Below are 14,510 nucleotides of genomic sequence, written 5' to 3' on the forward strand. Positions count from 1 at the left end.
TCGACCGCAGATTCTGCGTCATGCCCGGGGCCTTGCCGCAAGGCCCCCCGTACGCTATAAGTTGAGAGTGGAAAGGAGTGGGCACTCCTCCTTCGTCGCGCATCGCAGCCGAGTTGACGGCCATTCCTTTCTCTTCTCTCCGAGGCGGAGCCGGATCTCTCCGAGGCGGAGCCGGACTCGACGTGTCCGTGCCGGGACACGGATCCGCACCGGGGCCGTTGGCCCGCACCGGAGTTGACGGTGGCGGTGGACGGAAGGCGCACCGACGAAGCCGTCGCCCCCAACGAGCGGGTCGCCGCCGACCTGGCGCGCGCCCTCGGTCCCGGACACCCCGAGACCTTCGCCATCCGCAGGACTCCGGACGTCGTGCGCCGTGGCTGTTCCGAACGCGAGACCTCCTACGCCGGACCGTCCGCCCCGGCATAGGCGCGCCGGGGCGGACGGTTCCCGAGGGGGCGTCAGGCGTGGGCCGCCTCGTCGCACAGGCGGCGGGCCGGTTCCGTCTGCAGCGTCGCGTGGCTGATGCCGAAGTGGTCGGCGGCGCAGCGGCGCAGGCGGGTGAGGAGGTCGGCGGGCGGGTGGGGGTCGGCGACCACGTGGGCGGTGAGGACGGGCATGCCGGAGGTGACCGTCCAGGCGTGCAGGTCGTGGACCTCGCGGACGCCGTCCTCGGCCAGGAAGTGGGTGCGGAGTTCGGCGAGGTCGACGTCCGCGGGGGTGGCCTCCAGGAGGACGCGCAGGGCGTCGCGGCCCAGCAGGTAGGCGCGCGGCAGGATCATCACGCCGATCAGCAGCGAGGCGATCGGGTCGGCGTACTGCCAGCCGGTGAGCTGGATGGTGACGGCGGCGGCGATGGCGGCGACCGAGCCGAGGGCGTCGCCGAGCACTTCCAGGTAGGCGCCGCGCAGGTTGAGGCTGTGGTCCTTGCCGCCGCGCAGCAGGACGACGCCGACCAGGTTGGCGGCGAGGCCGACGAGCGCGACGGTCAGCATCAGGCCGCCCCGGACCTCGACGGGCTCGCCGAAGCGCCGGACGGCGCCGTAGGCGACCCAGGCGAAGACGGCGACCAGGAGGACGGCGTTGGCGAGCGCGGCCAGGATCTCCAGCCGGTAGTGACCGAAGGTGCGCCGCAGGGTGGGCGAGCGCTGGGCGACCTGGACGGCCAGCAGAGCGAGGGCGACGCCGGAGAGGTCGGTCAGCATGTGCCCGGAGTCCGCGAGCAGGGCGAGGCTGCCGGAGAGCAGGCCTCCGACCACCTGGAGGACCAGCACGGCGGCGGTGACGGTGATGGTCAGCAGCATCCGGCGGCGGTAGGCGCCGCTGACGGTGGCCGGGGCGGCGGGGCCGTGGTTCGCTCCCATGTCAGTGCTCCTTCTCGGGCGGCAGGACGGCGGCGAGCAGGTCCCGCAGGGCGTGGGCGAGGCGGTCGTCGGCCAGGTGGTAGCGGGTGCGGCGGCCTTCGGGGACGGTCCGCACCAGGCCGCAGTCGCGCAGGCAGGCGAGGTGGTTGGAGACGTTGGCCCTGGTCAGGCCCAGCTCCTCGGCGAGGTCGGCCGGGTAGTGCGGGGCCGCGAGCAGGGCGAGCAGGATCCGGCGCCGACTGGTGTCGGCGAGGGCCTTGCCCACCCGCTCCATGGCCGCCTCCTGCGCCTCGGCAGGCAGGTGCGGGTTGCGGGGGTTCACGGCGGTCGGTTCCATGACTCCCACAGTACAGCGGTAGCTGAATTCAGCAAGTACTGAACTGTCGGGGCGCCAGATGCGAGCCCGTCGCGCCCGAGCCCTGGCAGTCGCGACGGGCCGCCGGGCCGCCGGGCCGAGCAGCCGCGACCAGATCCCGGGCGCGGTCGCCGAGGTGGCCGCCGGCGGCGCGACGGCCGGGGTGAAGGTCGAGGTCGCGGACGGCGCCCTGACCGCCGCGATCACCGCCGAGGCGGCCGCGATCTCCGCCCAGGAGACGACCGCCCGGCGCCCTGCGGTGGCCGCTCCCGGAATCTCCGGAAAGAATTCCGTCGCGGCTGTCGAAACGGCCGCTCCCCGTTCGACGCAGGGGTGAGAGGCGGGGAGAAGCCCCGCCCTCCCGACCGAGGAGTCACCATGCCGCGCTTCATGTCACTGATCCGTATCGACGAGCAGGACGCCCCGGACATGCAGTCGGCGGGTCCGGAGTTCGAGCAGCGGATGGGGGCGCTGTTCGAGGAGATCACCAAGGCCGGGGTGATGCTGGACACCGCCGGGCTGCTGCCGACCGCCGAGGGCACCCGGGTCACCTGGGAGGGCGGGAAGCTGAGCTTCACCGACGGGCCGTTCACCGAGACCAAGGAGGTCGTCGGCGGCTACGCCATCATGCAGTGCAAGGACAAGGCCGAGGCCCTGGAGTGGACCAAGCGGTTCCTGGAAATCCACCCGGAGAGCTGGAAGGTCGGCGCCGAGCTGCGCCAGATCGACGGGAACACCACCCCGCCGGAGGCCTGATCCCCGACCCGCCCGGCCCGCGCCCGGCCGCCGCGCCGCGTTTGCCCCGGTGCCGTCCGGCTGCTCTGATGGGTGGCCGTGACGGAGAGCAGCGCGACCGCGGCGGTCGAGGCCGTGTTCAGGATCGAGTCCCCGCGGATCATCGCCGGTGTCACCCGCATCGTGCGGGACGTCGGCATCGCCGAGGAGCTCGCCCAGGACGCGCTGGTCGCCGCGCTGGAGCAGTGGCCCGCGCAGGGCGTCCCGGACCGGCCGGGCGCGTGGCTGATGACCACCGCCAAGCACCGCGCGATCGACCTGGTCCGCCGCAGGGAGACGTACGCGCGCAAGCTCGCGGAGGTCGGCCGGACGCTGGAGGACGTGGCGCCGCCGGAGCCGGCCGAGCCGGACGACATCGACGACGACCTGCTCCGGCTGATCTTCACCGCCTGCCACCCCGTGCTGTCGGCCCAGGCCCGGATCGCGCTCACCCTGCGGCTGCTGGGCGGCCTCACCACCCAGGAGATCGCCCGGGCGTTCCTCAGCACCGAACCGGCCGTCGCCCAGCGGATCGTCCGGGCCAAACGGACGCTCGCCACCGCGCGGGTGCCGTTCGAGGTCCCCCGCGGCGAGGACCGGGCGGCCCGGCTCTCGTCCGTCCTGGAGGTCGTCTACCTGATCTTCAACGAGGGTTACGCGGCCACGGCCGGCGACGACCTGCTCCGGCCGGGGCTCTGCGAGGACGCGCTGCGGCTGGCCCGGGTACTCGCCGGGCTGGCCCCGCAGGAGCCCGAAGTCCACGGCCTGGCCGCCCTGCTGGAGTTCCAGGCGTCCCGGACGGCGACCCGCACCGGTCCCGACGGGCAGCCGGTGCTGCTGGCCGACCAGAACCGCGCCCGCTGGGACCGGCTGCTGATCCGGCGCGGCTTCGCGGCCCTGCGGCTGGCCGGCACCGGGCCGTACGCGGTCCAGGCCGCGATCGCCGCCTGCCACGCGCGGGCCGCCCGCTACGAGGACACCGACTGGGCGATGATCGCCACGCTCTACGGGCGGCTGGCGGCGCTGACGCCGTCCCCGGTGGTCGAGCTGAACCGCGCGGTGGCGGTCTCGATGGCCCGGGGCCCGGCGGCCGGACTGGAGCTGGTGGACGCGCTGGCGGCGGAGCCGGCCCTGCGGGCATACCACCTGCTGCCGAGCGTGCGCGGCGACCTGCTGGCGCGGCTCGGGAGGGCCGAGGAGGCCCGGGCGGAGTTCGAGCGGGCGGCGTCGCTGGCCGGCAACGCGCGGGAGCGCGCCCTGCTGCTGGAGCGGGCCGCGGCCGCCGTCGCCCCCGCTACGCCCCGTCGTCCAGACGCAGCCGGGCACTGACCTCGCCGAGGCCCTCGGCCAGCACGGCGAGCTGCTCGCGGCTGAGCACGTCGATCAGCAGCTCGCGGACCAGGGCGACGTGGCCGGGCGCCGCCCGGCGCAGCATGTCCCGCCCCTCGTCGGTGAGTTCGGCGAAGACGCCGCGCACGTCGCTGGGGCACGAACGGCGGCCCACCAGGCCCATCCGCTCCAGCTGGGTGACCTGGTAGGTCAGTCCGCTCTTGGAGGTGACGAGCTTCTCCGCCAGTTCGGTCATCCGCAGCGAGCCGGCCGGGGCGGCGGAGAGGTGCACCAGGATCTCGTACTGGGTGTGCGAGAGGCCGGAGTCCTCCTTGAGCTGGCGTTCCAGCCGGCGGTTCAGGAGGTTGCTCGCGGTGACGAAGCCCCGCCAGGCGGCCATCTCGTCGTGGTCCAGCCAGCGCGGTTCGTTCAGGGAGGCCATGGAGGAAGCGTACTCCTGTTGTTCAAATTCGAACCAAGGTGTACGGTCGACGTGTCGAGGTTCAAAATTGAACTACTTTGGAAGCGAGAGAAGCCGTCATGAGCACCGCCGCCCCCGAGCGCATGCCCGCCCTCTACCTCTCGCACGGCGCACCGCCGCTCGCCGACGACCCGCTGTGGCCCGGCCAGCTGGCCGCCTGGTCCGCCGAGCTGCCCCGTCCCAAGGCCGTCCTGATGGTCTCCGCCCACTGGGAGGAGGCCCCACTGGCCCTCGGGGCCGTCACCACCGTGCCGCTGGTCTACGACTTCTGGGGCTTCCCCGAGCACTACTACCAGGTGCGGTACGCCGCCCCCGGCGCCCCCGCGCTCGCCGAGCGGGTCCGCAAACTGCTGCGCGCCCCCGGCACGCCCGTCCAGGACATCCCGGACCGCGGGCTGGACCACGGCGCCTACGTCCCGCTGGTGGAGATGTTCCCCGAGGCGGACGTCCCCGTCCTCCAGGTCTCCATGCCCACCCTGGACCCGCAACGGCTGCTGGAGATCGGCCGCCGGCTCGCCCCGCTGCGCGACGAGGGCGTGCTGATCGTCGGCAGCGGCTTCTTCACCCACAACCTGCGGGCGCTCAGCTCCGACGGCCGGATCAGCTCGGTGATGGCCGAGTTCGACGACTGGGGCCGCCGCGCCCTGGCGGCCGAGGACCTGGACGCGCTGCTCGACTTCGAGCGGAAGGCCCCGGCCGGGCGGCTCGCCCACCCGCGCACCGAGCACTTCGCCCCGCTGTTCGTCACCCTCGGCGCCGGCGAGGCCGACCTGGGCAGCCAGCGCAGCGTGATCGACGGGTTCTGGATGGGCCTGGCCAAGCGCTCGATCCAGCTCGGCTGACCGGCACAGCGAACGGCCCGGACCGCCCGGACGGCGGGCCGTCGCGCACGCCCACGGGACGGGCCCGGCGCGCCGGGGGAGGTGAGAGGCTGCCGCCATGAACGGTGACGACGTCCGGGCCGCGCTCGGCGAACTGCGGGACACCCTCGGTCCGCACACCGGTGACGGCCCGGCCTGGGCCGCGCCGGCCGGGCCGCTGGAGTGGAGCTGCCGGGAGACGGCCGTCCACCTCGCGCACGACCTGCTCGGCTACGCCGGGCAGCTCGCCGCCCGGCCCGCCGCCGGATACCTGCCGCTCGACCTCACCGTGCGGGCCGACGCCCCGCCCGAGGACGTCCTGGCGGTGGTGACGGCCTGCGGGCACCTGCTGGCCACCGCCCTGGACGCCGCGCCGCCCGACCTGCGGGCCTGGCACTACGGGCCCTGCGACCCGGCCGGATTCGCCGCGATGGGCGTGGCCGAACTGCTGCTGCACACCCATGACATCGCCCTCGGGCTCGGCCTGTCCTGGCGGCCCCCGGCTGGCCTCGGCGCGGCGGTCCTGGCCCGGCTGTTCCCCGACGCCCCGGCCGGCGGGTCCACCGCCGTCCTGCTCTGGTGCACCGGGCGCGGCGAGCTGAACGGCCGTCCGCGCAGGACCTCGTGGAGCTGGCGGGCGGCCGTGGCCGGGGAGTGACCCCGAGAGTTAGGAGCCGGGAGCCAGGAGCCGGGGGCCGGGGAGCCGGCGACCGGTCAGGCGGTGGCGGCCCGCTCGGCGGCGCTGCGCTCGACGCAGAACTCGTTGCCCTCGATGTCCGCCATGGTCACCCAGCCGGTGCCGTCCGGGCGCCGCTGGTCGTCGTGGACGGTGGCGCCCAGCTCCAGCAGGCGCTCCACCTCCTCGTCCCGGGAGCGGTCCTGGGGCTGGAGGTCCAGGTGGACGCGGTTCTTCACGGTCTTGCCGTCGGGCACCCGGATGAACAGCAGCACCGCGCCCGGCGTCTCCAGGAGGGCCTCCGGGTCCCCCGGGAAGTCGTCGTCGGCCAGCTTGCCGTCCAGCACCTTCGCCCAGAACTCGCCGAGGCGGTAGGGGTCGGCGCAGTCGATCGTCACATGTCGTACCAGAGAAGCCATGGGGAGCACTCTGGACCGCCGCCCCGGCCCGCGTCCACCCGATTCGCCGCGAACCCGTCAATGGGGGGTCAGGCCGAGCGGCTGCGCGGGCCGGCCGAGCGGCTGTGCAGGTGGCCGTCCAGGGGGAACTCCGGCGGGCTGGCCCGCAGAACGCTCCCGAACCGGTAGCCGGCCTTCTCGGCCACCCGGCAGGAGGCCGTGTTGTCCACCTGGTGGAGCAGGTCGAGCCGGACCAGCCCGTCCGCCGCGAAAGCCGCGAACGCCCAGCGGGTGAGCCCCTCCAGCGCGCGCGGGGCCACGCCGCGGCCGCGGGCGGCGGCGGCCGTCCAGTAGCCCACCTCGGCCGCCGGCGCACCGGGCGCGCCGCGCTTGAGCACCACGTTGGCGACCAGCTCGGCCGGCCGCTCCCCGGCCGGGCCGCCGTCGGCGGGCAACGCCCCGGCGGGGCCGCCGAGCGGCGCCAGGACGGCGAAGCTGTACCGCTCGCCGGCCGCCCGGCCGCGCTCCTGCGCCTCCAGCCAGCGGGCCGCCTCGTCCAGGTCCGCCACGGGGGTACGGGTGAAGTGCCGCAGCGTCTCGTCCCGGTAGATCTCGACCAGGGCAGCCGCGTCCTCGTCCCGGAACGGGCGCAGCAGCAGGCCCTCGGCGACGGGCGATTCGGTGGCGACCGTCATCGCAGGCCCTCCCAGCCCCAGCGCGGGGTCGGCCCCGGGTCCCCGAGGTCCTCGCCGACGGGCGCCGCGGAGACGTCCCTGGCGATCTTCGTGCCCCAGTCGAAGTACTCCAGCACCCGGCGGCGCAGCAGCTCGTCCCCGGGCAGCTCCTGCCGCACGGCGGCGCCCATCAGCTCCATCCAGCGCCCGCGCTGCTCCTCGGTGATGGCGAGTCCGAGGTGCGTGCGGAGCAGCGCCTGGTGGCCGCCGAGGTCCGCGGTGAACCGGGCCGGGCCGCCGAAGACCTCGGCCAGCCAGACGGCGACGTGTTCGATGTGGGTGGTGGTGAAGTTCGCGAAGACGGGCTTCAGCACCGGGTCGGCCAGGACGCCCTCGTAGAAGGTGTTGCTGAGACGGCGGAGTGCCTCCATGCCCCCCAGCGCGTCGTACAGGCTCTCGGGCCGTTCGTCGCTCATGCGTGTTCTCCCCGTTCGGATCCGAGGGCACCTTTCCGACGGCGCCTTTCCGAGGGCACCTTCCTAGCAGCCCGCCCGGCCCTCGACCGCCCCCGGGCGGCTCCTGTTCGCGCCCGGCACAGCAAACGGAGGCGGATGTTCCGGCCCACCGCCCCCGCCGGTCCTCCGCCCGCCGCCGCCGGTACTCCGCCCGCCGCCCCCGACCGGAGCCGGGCACCCGCTTGACCTTGCCACTGGCGGCAGGGTCGGAGGGTGGACCGCATGAACGAGCACACGCAGCACCGACCGGCCACCCGCATCGTGCTGGTCACCGGCGCCGGGACGGGGATCGGCCGGGCCACCGCACACGCCTTCGCGGCCCAGGGCCCGGAGGTCGAGGTGGTGGCGGTCGGACGGCGGGCCGAGCCACTGGCGGAGACCGTGCGCGGTGCCCCCGGCCGGATCCACCCGCTGACCGCGGACATCACCGGCGCCGACGCCCCCGAGGCACTCGTACGCGAGGTGCTCGACCGGTACGGGAGGCTGGACGTACTGGTGAACAACGCCGGGATCGTCCGCGGCGGCGCCCTCGGCGGGATCACCCGGGACGCGGTCGCGGACCAGCTCGCGACCAACCTGACCGCCGCCGTCCTGCTCGGCCAGGCCGCTCTGGCGCCGCTGGAGGCGAGCGGGGGCGTGATCGTCAACGTCACGACGTCCGTCGGTCAGCGCGGCTGGCCGGGCAACGCGGTGTACGCGGCGAGCAAGGCCGCACTGGAGTCGGTGACCCGCAGCTGGGCGGTGGAGCTGGCGCCGCGCGGCGTGCGGGTGGTCGCGGTGGCGCCCGGGGCAATCGAGACCCCGATCGGCGAGCACTCCGGGCTCGACGCCGGACAGCGGGAGGCCGTCCGGCGGTGGCAGATCGCCCACACCCCGCTCGGGCGGATCGGCCGGCCCGCCGAGGTGGCCTGGGCGATCACGCAACTCGCCTCTCCACAGGCCTCGTTCGTCACCGGAGTAGTGTTGCCGGTGGACGGCGGTGCCGTCGTGGGGTGAGCCGGGCGGTGGTCCGGAGCGAGCCGGGCGGTGCCGTCCGGGAAGGGGCGGGGCAGCGGTGCGGATCGGCGAACTGGCCCGGGTGACCGGCAGCACGGCCCGGGCCCTGCGGCACTACGAGCAGGCCGGGCTGATCGCGTCCTCGCGCGCGGCCAACGGCTACCGGGTGTACGAGGACTCGGCGGCCGTCCGGGTCCGCAACATCCGCGGCCTGCTCGCGGCCGGGTTCACCCTGGAGGACGTCCGGCCTTTCCTGTCCTGCCTGGACGGCGACATGCTGGCCGCGCGACCCTCGGCCGGCGCGCTGCGGATCGCCCGGAACCGGCTCGCCGTCCTGGAGCGCCGGATCGCCGCCCAGACCGAGGCCCGGGACCGGCTGCTCGCCGCGCTGACGGCGGCCGGCGACGAGGCGGCGCCGGTGGTGGCGGGCGACCGCTGACGGTGACGGGCGGCGGGCGCTGACACTCGCGGCCCGTCCGGGTGACACCCTTGATCAGGGGTGTGCAGCGGGCGGTCGGCGGAGGACAGTGGGCGCATGCAGATTCCACTCACCGTGATGGACTTCCTCGACCGGGCCGAGCTGGTCTACGGCGACCGGGTCGGCATCGTCGACGAGCCGGCGCAACCCGCCGAATCCTGGGGCGAGCTGACCTACCGCCGGGTAGCCGAGCTGGCCCGGGCGCAGGCGGCCGGCCTGGACCGGCTGGGCGTCGGGCCGGGCGAACGGGTCGCGATCGTGTCGCACAACTCGGCCCGGCTGATGACCTCGCTCTACGGCGTGAGCGGACACGGCCGGGTCCTGGTACCGGTGAACTTCCGGCTGCGGGCCGAGGAGGTCTCGTACATCGTCGAGCAGAGCGGCGCCTCCGTGCTGCTGGTCGACCCCGAACTCGCCGAGCCGCTGGCCGGCGTCCGCGCCCGGCACACCTTCGTGCTCGGCACGGACAGCGACGCCCGGCTGTACGACTTCGACCGCGCGCCGCGCCGCTACGAGATCGGCGAGAACGACACCGCGACCATCAACTACACCAGCGGAACCACCGCCCGCCCCAAGGGAGTCCAGCTCACCCACCGCAACATCTGGCTGAACTCCGTGCTGATGGGCCTGCACTTCGGTGCCGGTGACCGGGATGTCTACCTGCACACCCTGCCGATGTTCCACGCCAACGGCTGGGGCCTGCCGTTCGCCCTCACCGGGCTGGGCGCGCGGCACATCGTGCTGCGCAAGGTGGACGGCGCCGAGATCCTGCGCCGGGTCGAGCGGCACGGGGTGACCTTCCTGAGCGGCGCGCCCGCGGTGGTCCAGATGGTGCTGGACGCGGCCGCCGACTGGGACGGCCCCGTCCCCGGCCGGGACAAGGTGCGGATGATCGTGGCCGGCGCGCCGCCGCCGACCTCCGTGGTGCAGCGGGTCGAGGCCGAACTCGGCTGGGAGTTCATGCAGATCTACGGCCTGACCGAGACCTCGCCGGTGGTCACGGTGAACCGCTCGCGCGCCGAGTGGGACGAACTGCCCGCCGGTGAGCGCGCGGAGAAGCTGGTGCAGGCGGGCGCGCCGGCCCTCGGCAACCAGGTGCGGGTCGACGGCCAGGGCGAGGTGCTCGTCCGCGCCAACGTCGTGATGGACGGCTACTGGCAGCGGCCGAAGGAGACGGCGGAGGCGGTCCGGGACGGCTGGTTCCACACCGGGGACGGCGGCACCCTCACCGACGGCTACCTGACCATCTCGGACCGGAAGAAGGACGTCATCATCAGCGGCGGGGAGAACGTCTCCTCGATCGAGGTGGAGGACTGCCTCTACGACCACCCGGCGGTCGGCGAGGTCGCGGTGATCGGCGTGCCGGACGAGAAGTGGGGCGAGACGGTCAAGGCCCTGGTCGTGCTCAAGCCCGGGTACGACGTCCTGGAGGCCGACCTCATCGCGCACTGCAAGCAGCGGCTGGCCGGCTACAAGTCGCCCACCTCGGTGGAGTTCCGGGACACCCTGCCGCGCACCACCACCGGGAAGCTGCAGAAGTTCCGGCTCCGCGAGCCCTACTGGGTCGAGCGCGACCGGCAGGTCAACTGACCGGTCCGGTCCGGGTGCCGGGCTCCCGGCCCGGCACCCGGCGCGCCCTCCCGGTGCGCCGGTGGGCGTCCCGACCGGCGGGTTCCGTGGAGTTGCGGGTGGCGGCCGCGGGCACGGCGTAGGGTGCGGGCTCGGGTTACCGGTGAGTCACTACCGAGGAGACGAGGACGCCCATGACGACGGACGGTACGGCCCCGGCGGCCGCAGCTGTGCTGACCGGCCTGCTCGACGACCTGCGGGCCGAGAGCGAAGCCCTGGACGACCTGGTGGCCCCGCTGGCGCCCGAGCAGTGGGCGACGGACACCCCCGCGCCGGGGTGGACGATCGCGCACCAGATCGCCCACCTGGCCTGGACGGACGACTGGACCACGCTCTCCGCCCGCGATCCGGAGGCCTTCGTCGCCGAGTCCGGCCGGGTCTTCGGCGAGCTGCTGGCCGCCGGCGCGGACCCGGTCGACGAGGGCGCGGCGCGCGGCGCGGCGGAGGAGCCGCACGCGCTGCTGACGCGCTGGCGGGCCGGCCGGGAACGGCTCCGGTCGGCGCTGGCCGAGGCCCCGGACGGCCTCCGGCTCCCGTGGTTCGGGCCGCCGATGAAGGCCCCGTCGCTGGCGACCGCCCGGCTGATGGAGACCTGGGCGCACGGGCAGGACGTCGCGGACACCCTGGGCGCGGTCCGCGAGCCGACCGCGCGGCTGCGGCACATCGCCCACCTGGGCGTACGGACCATGGGATTCGCCTTCACCCTGCACGGGCTGCCCACGCCGCAGACCCCGGTCCGGGTCGAACTGACTTCGCCGGAAGGCGACTTGTGGGCTTGGGGCCCGGAGGACGCGGCGGACCGGGTGAGCGGACCGGCCCTGGACTTCTGCCTGCTGGTGACCCAGCGCCGCCACCGGGACGACCTCGCCCTGAGCGCCACCGGCCCGACGGCCGCGGCCTGGCTGCCGATCGCCCAGGCCTTCGCCGGGAACCCGGGCAAGGGACGCCCGGCGGGCGGGTGAGACGGGCGGGTGCGACGGGCCCGCCGAACCGGCGTCGTCGTACCCGGCCCCTACCCTGGGCCGCATGACCATTCAGCGCATGGACAACGTCGGCATCGTCGTCGACGACCTCGACGCCGCCGTCGCCTTCTTCCTCGAACTCGGCATGGAGCTGGAAGGCCGGATGCCGATCGAAGGACGCTGGGCGGGAGCCGTCGTCGGGCTCGACGGCATGCGGAGCGAGATCGCGATGATGCGGATCCCGGGCGCCCCGGGCCGGCTCGAACTGGCGAAGTACCACAGCCCGGAGGCGATCACCCCCGAGCCGGAGACCACCCCGGCGAACACACGGGGCCTGCACCGCGTCATGTTCGCCGTCGACGACCTCGCGGACACCCTCGCCCGCCTCCGCCCGCACGGCGCCGAACTCGTCGGCGAAGTGACGCGCTTCGAGGACAGCTACCTGCTCTGCTACCTCCGCGGGCCGAGCGGCATCATCCTCGCGCTCGCCGAGCAGCTGAGCTGACGACCGGGCCCCGGCCCGCCGGAGCGCTGGGTGATCGATCGTCAAATAACAACGGTGGGCGCCCAAACCACTCCTTCCGGCGATATACGGAGTTCGTCGACGAATGATGGAATTCCCCCATGATTCGCGCTGACGCCCTGCGTACCGTTCTGGCCGGAGCCGCCTTCGCCGGCCTGCTCGCGATCGGTGGGCCGGCCGGCTCCGCCCAGGCGGCCTCCGCCCGGCCCACCGACGTGCCCGGCGCCTCCCGGGGGGAGGTCCGGGCCGGGACGGCCGCCGCCCACCGGGTGGTCACCTTCGCGGAGGAGTACAGCAGGGCGGTGCTCCACCAGAGCGGCGAGACGCCGCGCGCCGTCCGCGAGCGCTTCCTCGCCCCGCACCTGAACGTCCGGCTGGACGCCTGGGCCTCCGAGCACGGGGCCGACCCGGTGTTCCGCGCCCAGAACGTGCCGTCGGAGTGGTCCGTGCAGCAGGTCGGGGAGGAGCACGGCTTCGCCTCGATCCGCTTCACCGAGTACTGGGGCGGCGGCAGCGGCCAGGAGGTCTGGTACACCGTGCGCCTGGGTGATCTGCGGATCGTCGAGCTGAACGACGCCCCCGCCTTCTGAGCCCGCCGCTCCCGCTCCCCCTCCAGCCCCGGCGCGGCGCAGGCGCCCCCACGACTGCGCCGCGCCGGTACCCGGGCGACCGGTGCTCCGCCATCCCGAGCCGGGCTCGGCTACCGGGCGGGCGAGGCTCCCGGGCGGTCGTTCCCCGGCCGGGCGGCCGCGGTGGCCTCGGCCCAGGCGGAGATGCCCAGCCGGCCGGTGGTGCCGAGATCGAGGTAGGCCGGGACGACGACCGCGGGGCGGCCGGGCAGCGGGGCGATCTCCAGGAAGCGCCCGTTGTCGGCCCCCTTCGTCCCCGAGGTGACGGTGTTGCGCCAGACCAGTTGGAACGCCGCGTACTCGCCGGGCCGAAGCGTCACCGCCGTCGGCGCCGCGTCGAAGCCCTCCAGGGTCGCGATGCCGGCCGAGCCCTTCTGCACGGCGATGTCGAGCGGCGCACGGTCGGCGTCGAGGACGCGGACCCCCGGTCGGCCGTTCAGCGTGTAGGGGGCGGCTCCGCAGTTGGTCAGGCGGATCGCCATCACCCGCAGGCCCATGGCGGCGTTCGCCTCCTCCGCGGCCAGCGACACGCCCTCCGGGGAACAGGTCGGCGCCGGCACCGGCGTCGGTGTGGGGAGGGCCGCCGAGCTGGGAGTGTTCGGGGCGGTGGCCTTCGCGGAGGTCCTGCCGCCGGTCGCGCCCACGGGCCCCGGGGCTCCCCCGCCCGCGCCCGACACCTGCGTGCTGCCGCACCCCGCCAGCAGGGCCGCCCCCACGAGCAGCAGCGCCGCCCGGGCCGGCGGCGCGATTCGACGGTTTCCGTTCGGCGGCGTCGGGTTCATGCGGACGATCATGACACGAACCGTCGTCCGGACGGCCCGGGGAAGGCGCTCCGCACGACGGCGGGCGGGAACGCCGGCAGGGCGGCGCAGGCCGACACCCGGTGTCGGTACGCCGCCCTGGGGCGGGGCGAGGTGCGGGAGGCGACCCGCACCGTCATCCCGGTTACTTCGGGTCACGGTTGAACGTCGAGGTCGACCAGAAGTAGCCGAGCGCGGTGAGCGCCAGGCACCAGGCGACGGCGAGCCAGCCGTTGTAGCCGATCCCGCTGCCGAGCAGCAGGCCGCGCAGCGTCTCGATGGCCGGCGTGAACGGCTGGTACTGGGCGATCGGCTGGAACCAGCCCGGCATCGCGTCGACGGGGGTGAAGGCACTGGAGATGAGCGGCAGCAGGATCAGCGGCATCGCGCTGTTGCTGGCGGCCTCGGCGTTCGGGCTGGCCATGCCCATCCCGACCGCGATCCAGGTGAGCGCCAGGGCGAAGAGGACGAGCAGACCGAAGGCCGCCAGCCACTCCAGGGCGGTGGCGTCCGTGGAGCGGAAGCCGATGGCCACGGCGACCGCGCCGACCAGGACCACGCTGGCGACCGACTGCAGCACGCCGCCCACGACGTGCCCGACGAGCACCGACCCGCGGTGGATCGCCATGGTGCGGAAGCGGGCGATGATGCCCTCGGACATGTCGGTGGAGACGGACACCGCGGCCCCGATGACGGTGCTGCCGATGGTCATCAGCAGGATGCCGGGGACGAGGTAGGCGATGTAGGCGGAGCGGTCGCCGCTGCCGATGCCGGCGCTCATCGTGTTGCCGAAGATGTAGACGAAGAGCAGCAGCAGCATGACCGGGGTGAGCAGCAGGTTCAGGGTGAGTGACGGGTAGCGCCGGGCGTGCAGCAGGTTGCGGCGCAGCATGGTGGCCGAGTCACGGGCGGCGAGGGTGAAGGTGCTCATCGGACGGTCTCCTTGGACTGGTTGTTCTGGGCGGGCACGCTGGAGCCGGTCAGGGCGAAGAACACGTCGTCGAGGTCGGGGGTGTGGACGGTGAGTTCGTCGGCCTCGATGCCGGTGGCGTCCAGCCGGTCGAGGACGG

Annotated in this window: 20 protein-coding genes and 1 pseudogene; 12 read left to right on the plus strand and 9 right to left on the minus strand. The window is 74.3% G+C overall.

Annotation, left to right across the window (positions count from 1 at the left end; translation table 11 throughout):
- The first annotated feature begins 240 nt into the window (after positions 1-240).
- The gene (locus ACFWA9_RS27770; protein ID WP_380390591.1) at positions 241-426 is read left to right on the plus strand and encodes a hypothetical protein; all 186 of its coding nucleotides are present in this window, start codon (positions 241-243) and stop codon (positions 424-426) included.
- A 32-nt stretch (positions 427-458) separates the two neighbouring features.
- On the opposite strand, the gene ACFWA9_RS27775 is transcribed toward ACFWA9_RS27770, so the two are convergent.
- Positions 459-1,361: a cation diffusion facilitator family transporter gene (locus tag ACFWA9_RS27775; protein WP_380390593.1), complete on the minus strand. Its 903-nt coding sequence runs from the start codon at positions 1,359-1,361 to the stop codon at positions 459-461.
- Between the two features lies 1 nt (position 1,362).
- Entirely contained in the window at positions 1,363-1,635 is a 273-nt protein-coding gene (locus ACFWA9_RS27780; RefSeq protein ID WP_352297190.1) for a metalloregulator ArsR/SmtB family transcription factor, read from the minus strand.
- A 121-nt stretch (positions 1,636-1,756) separates the two neighbouring features.
- Between ACFWA9_RS27780 and ACFWA9_RS27785 the strand changes: the two genes are divergently transcribed.
- The 3 genes from ACFWA9_RS27785 to ACFWA9_RS27795 all read left to right on the plus strand — a co-directional run bounded on the left by ACFWA9_RS27785 (position 1,757) and on the right by ACFWA9_RS27795 (position 3,819).
- A complete protein-coding gene (locus tag ACFWA9_RS27785) occupies positions 1,757-2,053 on the plus strand; it encodes a TOBE domain-containing protein (RefSeq protein WP_352297148.1) in 297 nt (98 codons plus the stop codon).
- A gap of 41 nt (positions 2,054-2,094) precedes the next feature.
- Entirely contained in the window at positions 2,095-2,472 is a 378-nt protein-coding gene (locus tag ACFWA9_RS27790) for a YciI family protein (RefSeq protein ID WP_329487023.1), read from the plus strand.
- A 72-nt stretch (positions 2,473-2,544) separates the two neighbouring features.
- Positions 2,545-3,819 (plus strand): RNA polymerase sigma factor, encoded by a 1,275-nt coding sequence (locus ACFWA9_RS27795; protein WP_380390595.1) that lies wholly within the window; start codon positions 2,545-2,547, stop codon positions 3,817-3,819.
- Here the strand turns inward: ACFWA9_RS27795 and ACFWA9_RS27800 are convergent.
- A complete protein-coding gene (locus ACFWA9_RS27800) occupies positions 3,785-4,252 on the minus strand; it encodes a MarR family transcriptional regulator (RefSeq protein ID WP_352297187.1) in 468 nt (155 codons plus the stop codon). The genes ACFWA9_RS27795 and ACFWA9_RS27800 overlap by 35 nt on opposite strands.
- A gap of 107 nt (positions 4,253-4,359) precedes the next feature.
- Here ACFWA9_RS27800 and ACFWA9_RS27805 point away from each other — a divergent pair, with 107 nt between their 5' ends.
- Positions 4,360-5,142, plus strand: a complete 783-nt coding sequence (locus tag ACFWA9_RS27805) for a dioxygenase (protein WP_380390597.1) — start codon at positions 4,360-4,362, stop codon at positions 5,140-5,142.
- A gap of 97 nt (positions 5,143-5,239) precedes the next feature.
- The gene (locus tag ACFWA9_RS27810; RefSeq protein ID WP_380390599.1) at positions 5,240-5,818 is read left to right on the plus strand and encodes a maleylpyruvate isomerase N-terminal domain-containing protein; all 579 of its coding nucleotides are present in this window, start codon (positions 5,240-5,242) and stop codon (positions 5,816-5,818) included.
- A 56-nt stretch (positions 5,819-5,874) separates the two neighbouring features.
- Here ACFWA9_RS27810 and ACFWA9_RS27815 read toward each other — a convergent pair whose 3' ends face one another.
- From ACFWA9_RS27815 to ACFWA9_RS27825, 3 genes are all read right to left on the minus strand, one after another.
- Positions 5,875-6,255: a VOC family protein gene (locus tag ACFWA9_RS27815; protein ID WP_329487027.1), complete on the minus strand. Its 381-nt coding sequence runs from the start codon at positions 6,253-6,255 to the stop codon at positions 5,875-5,877.
- Between the two features lie 68 nt (positions 6,256-6,323).
- Positions 6,324-6,929 (minus strand): GNAT family N-acetyltransferase, encoded by a 606-nt coding sequence (locus ACFWA9_RS27820; RefSeq protein WP_380390601.1) that lies wholly within the window; start codon positions 6,927-6,929, stop codon positions 6,324-6,326.
- Positions 6,926-7,384: a group II truncated hemoglobin gene (locus ACFWA9_RS27825; RefSeq protein WP_352297133.1), complete on the minus strand. Its 459-nt coding sequence runs from the start codon at positions 7,382-7,384 to the stop codon at positions 6,926-6,928. The genes ACFWA9_RS27820 and ACFWA9_RS27825 overlap by 4 nt, the downstream gene beginning before the upstream one ends.
- Positions 7,385-7,645: 261 nt before the next feature.
- Here ACFWA9_RS27825 and ACFWA9_RS27830 point away from each other — a divergent pair, with 261 nt between their 5' ends.
- From ACFWA9_RS27830 to ACFWA9_RS27855, 6 genes are all read left to right on the plus strand, one after another.
- Positions 7,646-8,419 carry an SDR family NAD(P)-dependent oxidoreductase gene (locus tag ACFWA9_RS27830; RefSeq protein ID WP_380390603.1) on the plus strand — a complete coding sequence of 258 codons (774 nt, stop codon included), beginning with the start codon at positions 7,646-7,648 and terminating at the stop codon, positions 8,417-8,419.
- A 58-nt stretch (positions 8,420-8,477) separates the two neighbouring features.
- Positions 8,478-8,858, plus strand: a complete 381-nt coding sequence (locus ACFWA9_RS27835) for a MerR family transcriptional regulator (RefSeq protein WP_359810711.1) — start codon at positions 8,478-8,480, stop codon at positions 8,856-8,858.
- A gap of 96 nt (positions 8,859-8,954) precedes the next feature.
- A complete protein-coding gene (locus ACFWA9_RS27840) occupies positions 8,955-10,487 on the plus strand; it encodes an AMP-binding protein (RefSeq protein ID WP_352297126.1) in 1,533 nt (510 codons plus the stop codon).
- A 173-nt stretch (positions 10,488-10,660) separates the two neighbouring features.
- Positions 10,661-11,488 carry a TIGR03084 family metal-binding protein gene (locus ACFWA9_RS27845; RefSeq protein WP_380390606.1) on the plus strand — a complete coding sequence of 276 codons (828 nt, stop codon included), beginning with the start codon at positions 10,661-10,663 and terminating at the stop codon, positions 11,486-11,488.
- A 64-nt stretch (positions 11,489-11,552) separates the two neighbouring features.
- Positions 11,553-11,993, plus strand: coding sequence for a VOC family protein (locus ACFWA9_RS27850; RefSeq protein WP_352297113.1), 441 nt, complete (start codon positions 11,553-11,555; stop codon positions 11,991-11,993).
- A gap of 119 nt (positions 11,994-12,112) precedes the next feature.
- Positions 12,113-12,601 (plus strand): hypothetical protein, encoded by a 489-nt coding sequence (locus tag ACFWA9_RS27855; protein WP_380390608.1) that lies wholly within the window; start codon positions 12,113-12,115, stop codon positions 12,599-12,601.
- 110 nt (positions 12,602-12,711) lie between these two features.
- Here the strand turns inward: ACFWA9_RS27855 and ACFWA9_RS27860 are convergent, their stop codons facing one another.
- From ACFWA9_RS27860 to ACFWA9_RS27870, 3 genes and pseudogenes are all read right to left on the minus strand, one after another.
- On the minus strand, positions 12,712-13,434 hold the full coding sequence (locus ACFWA9_RS27860) for a DUF4232 domain-containing protein (protein ID WP_380390610.1): 723 nt from the start codon (positions 13,432-13,434) through the stop codon (positions 12,712-12,714).
- A 151-nt stretch (positions 13,435-13,585) separates the two neighbouring features.
- A complete protein-coding gene (locus tag ACFWA9_RS27865; RefSeq protein ID WP_380390612.1) occupies positions 13,586-14,371 on the minus strand; it encodes an ABC transporter permease in 786 nt (261 codons plus the stop codon).
- Positions 14,368-14,510 (minus strand): annotated as a pseudogene (locus ACFWA9_RS27870) (ABC transporter); the annotation flags it as partial. The gene ACFWA9_RS27865 and the pseudogene ACFWA9_RS27870, both read right to left, overlap by 4 nt.

The organism is Kitasatospora sp. NPDC059973 (assembly GCF_042737525.1).
GTDB lineage: Bacteria > Actinomycetota > Actinomycetes > Streptomycetales > Streptomycetaceae > Kitasatospora.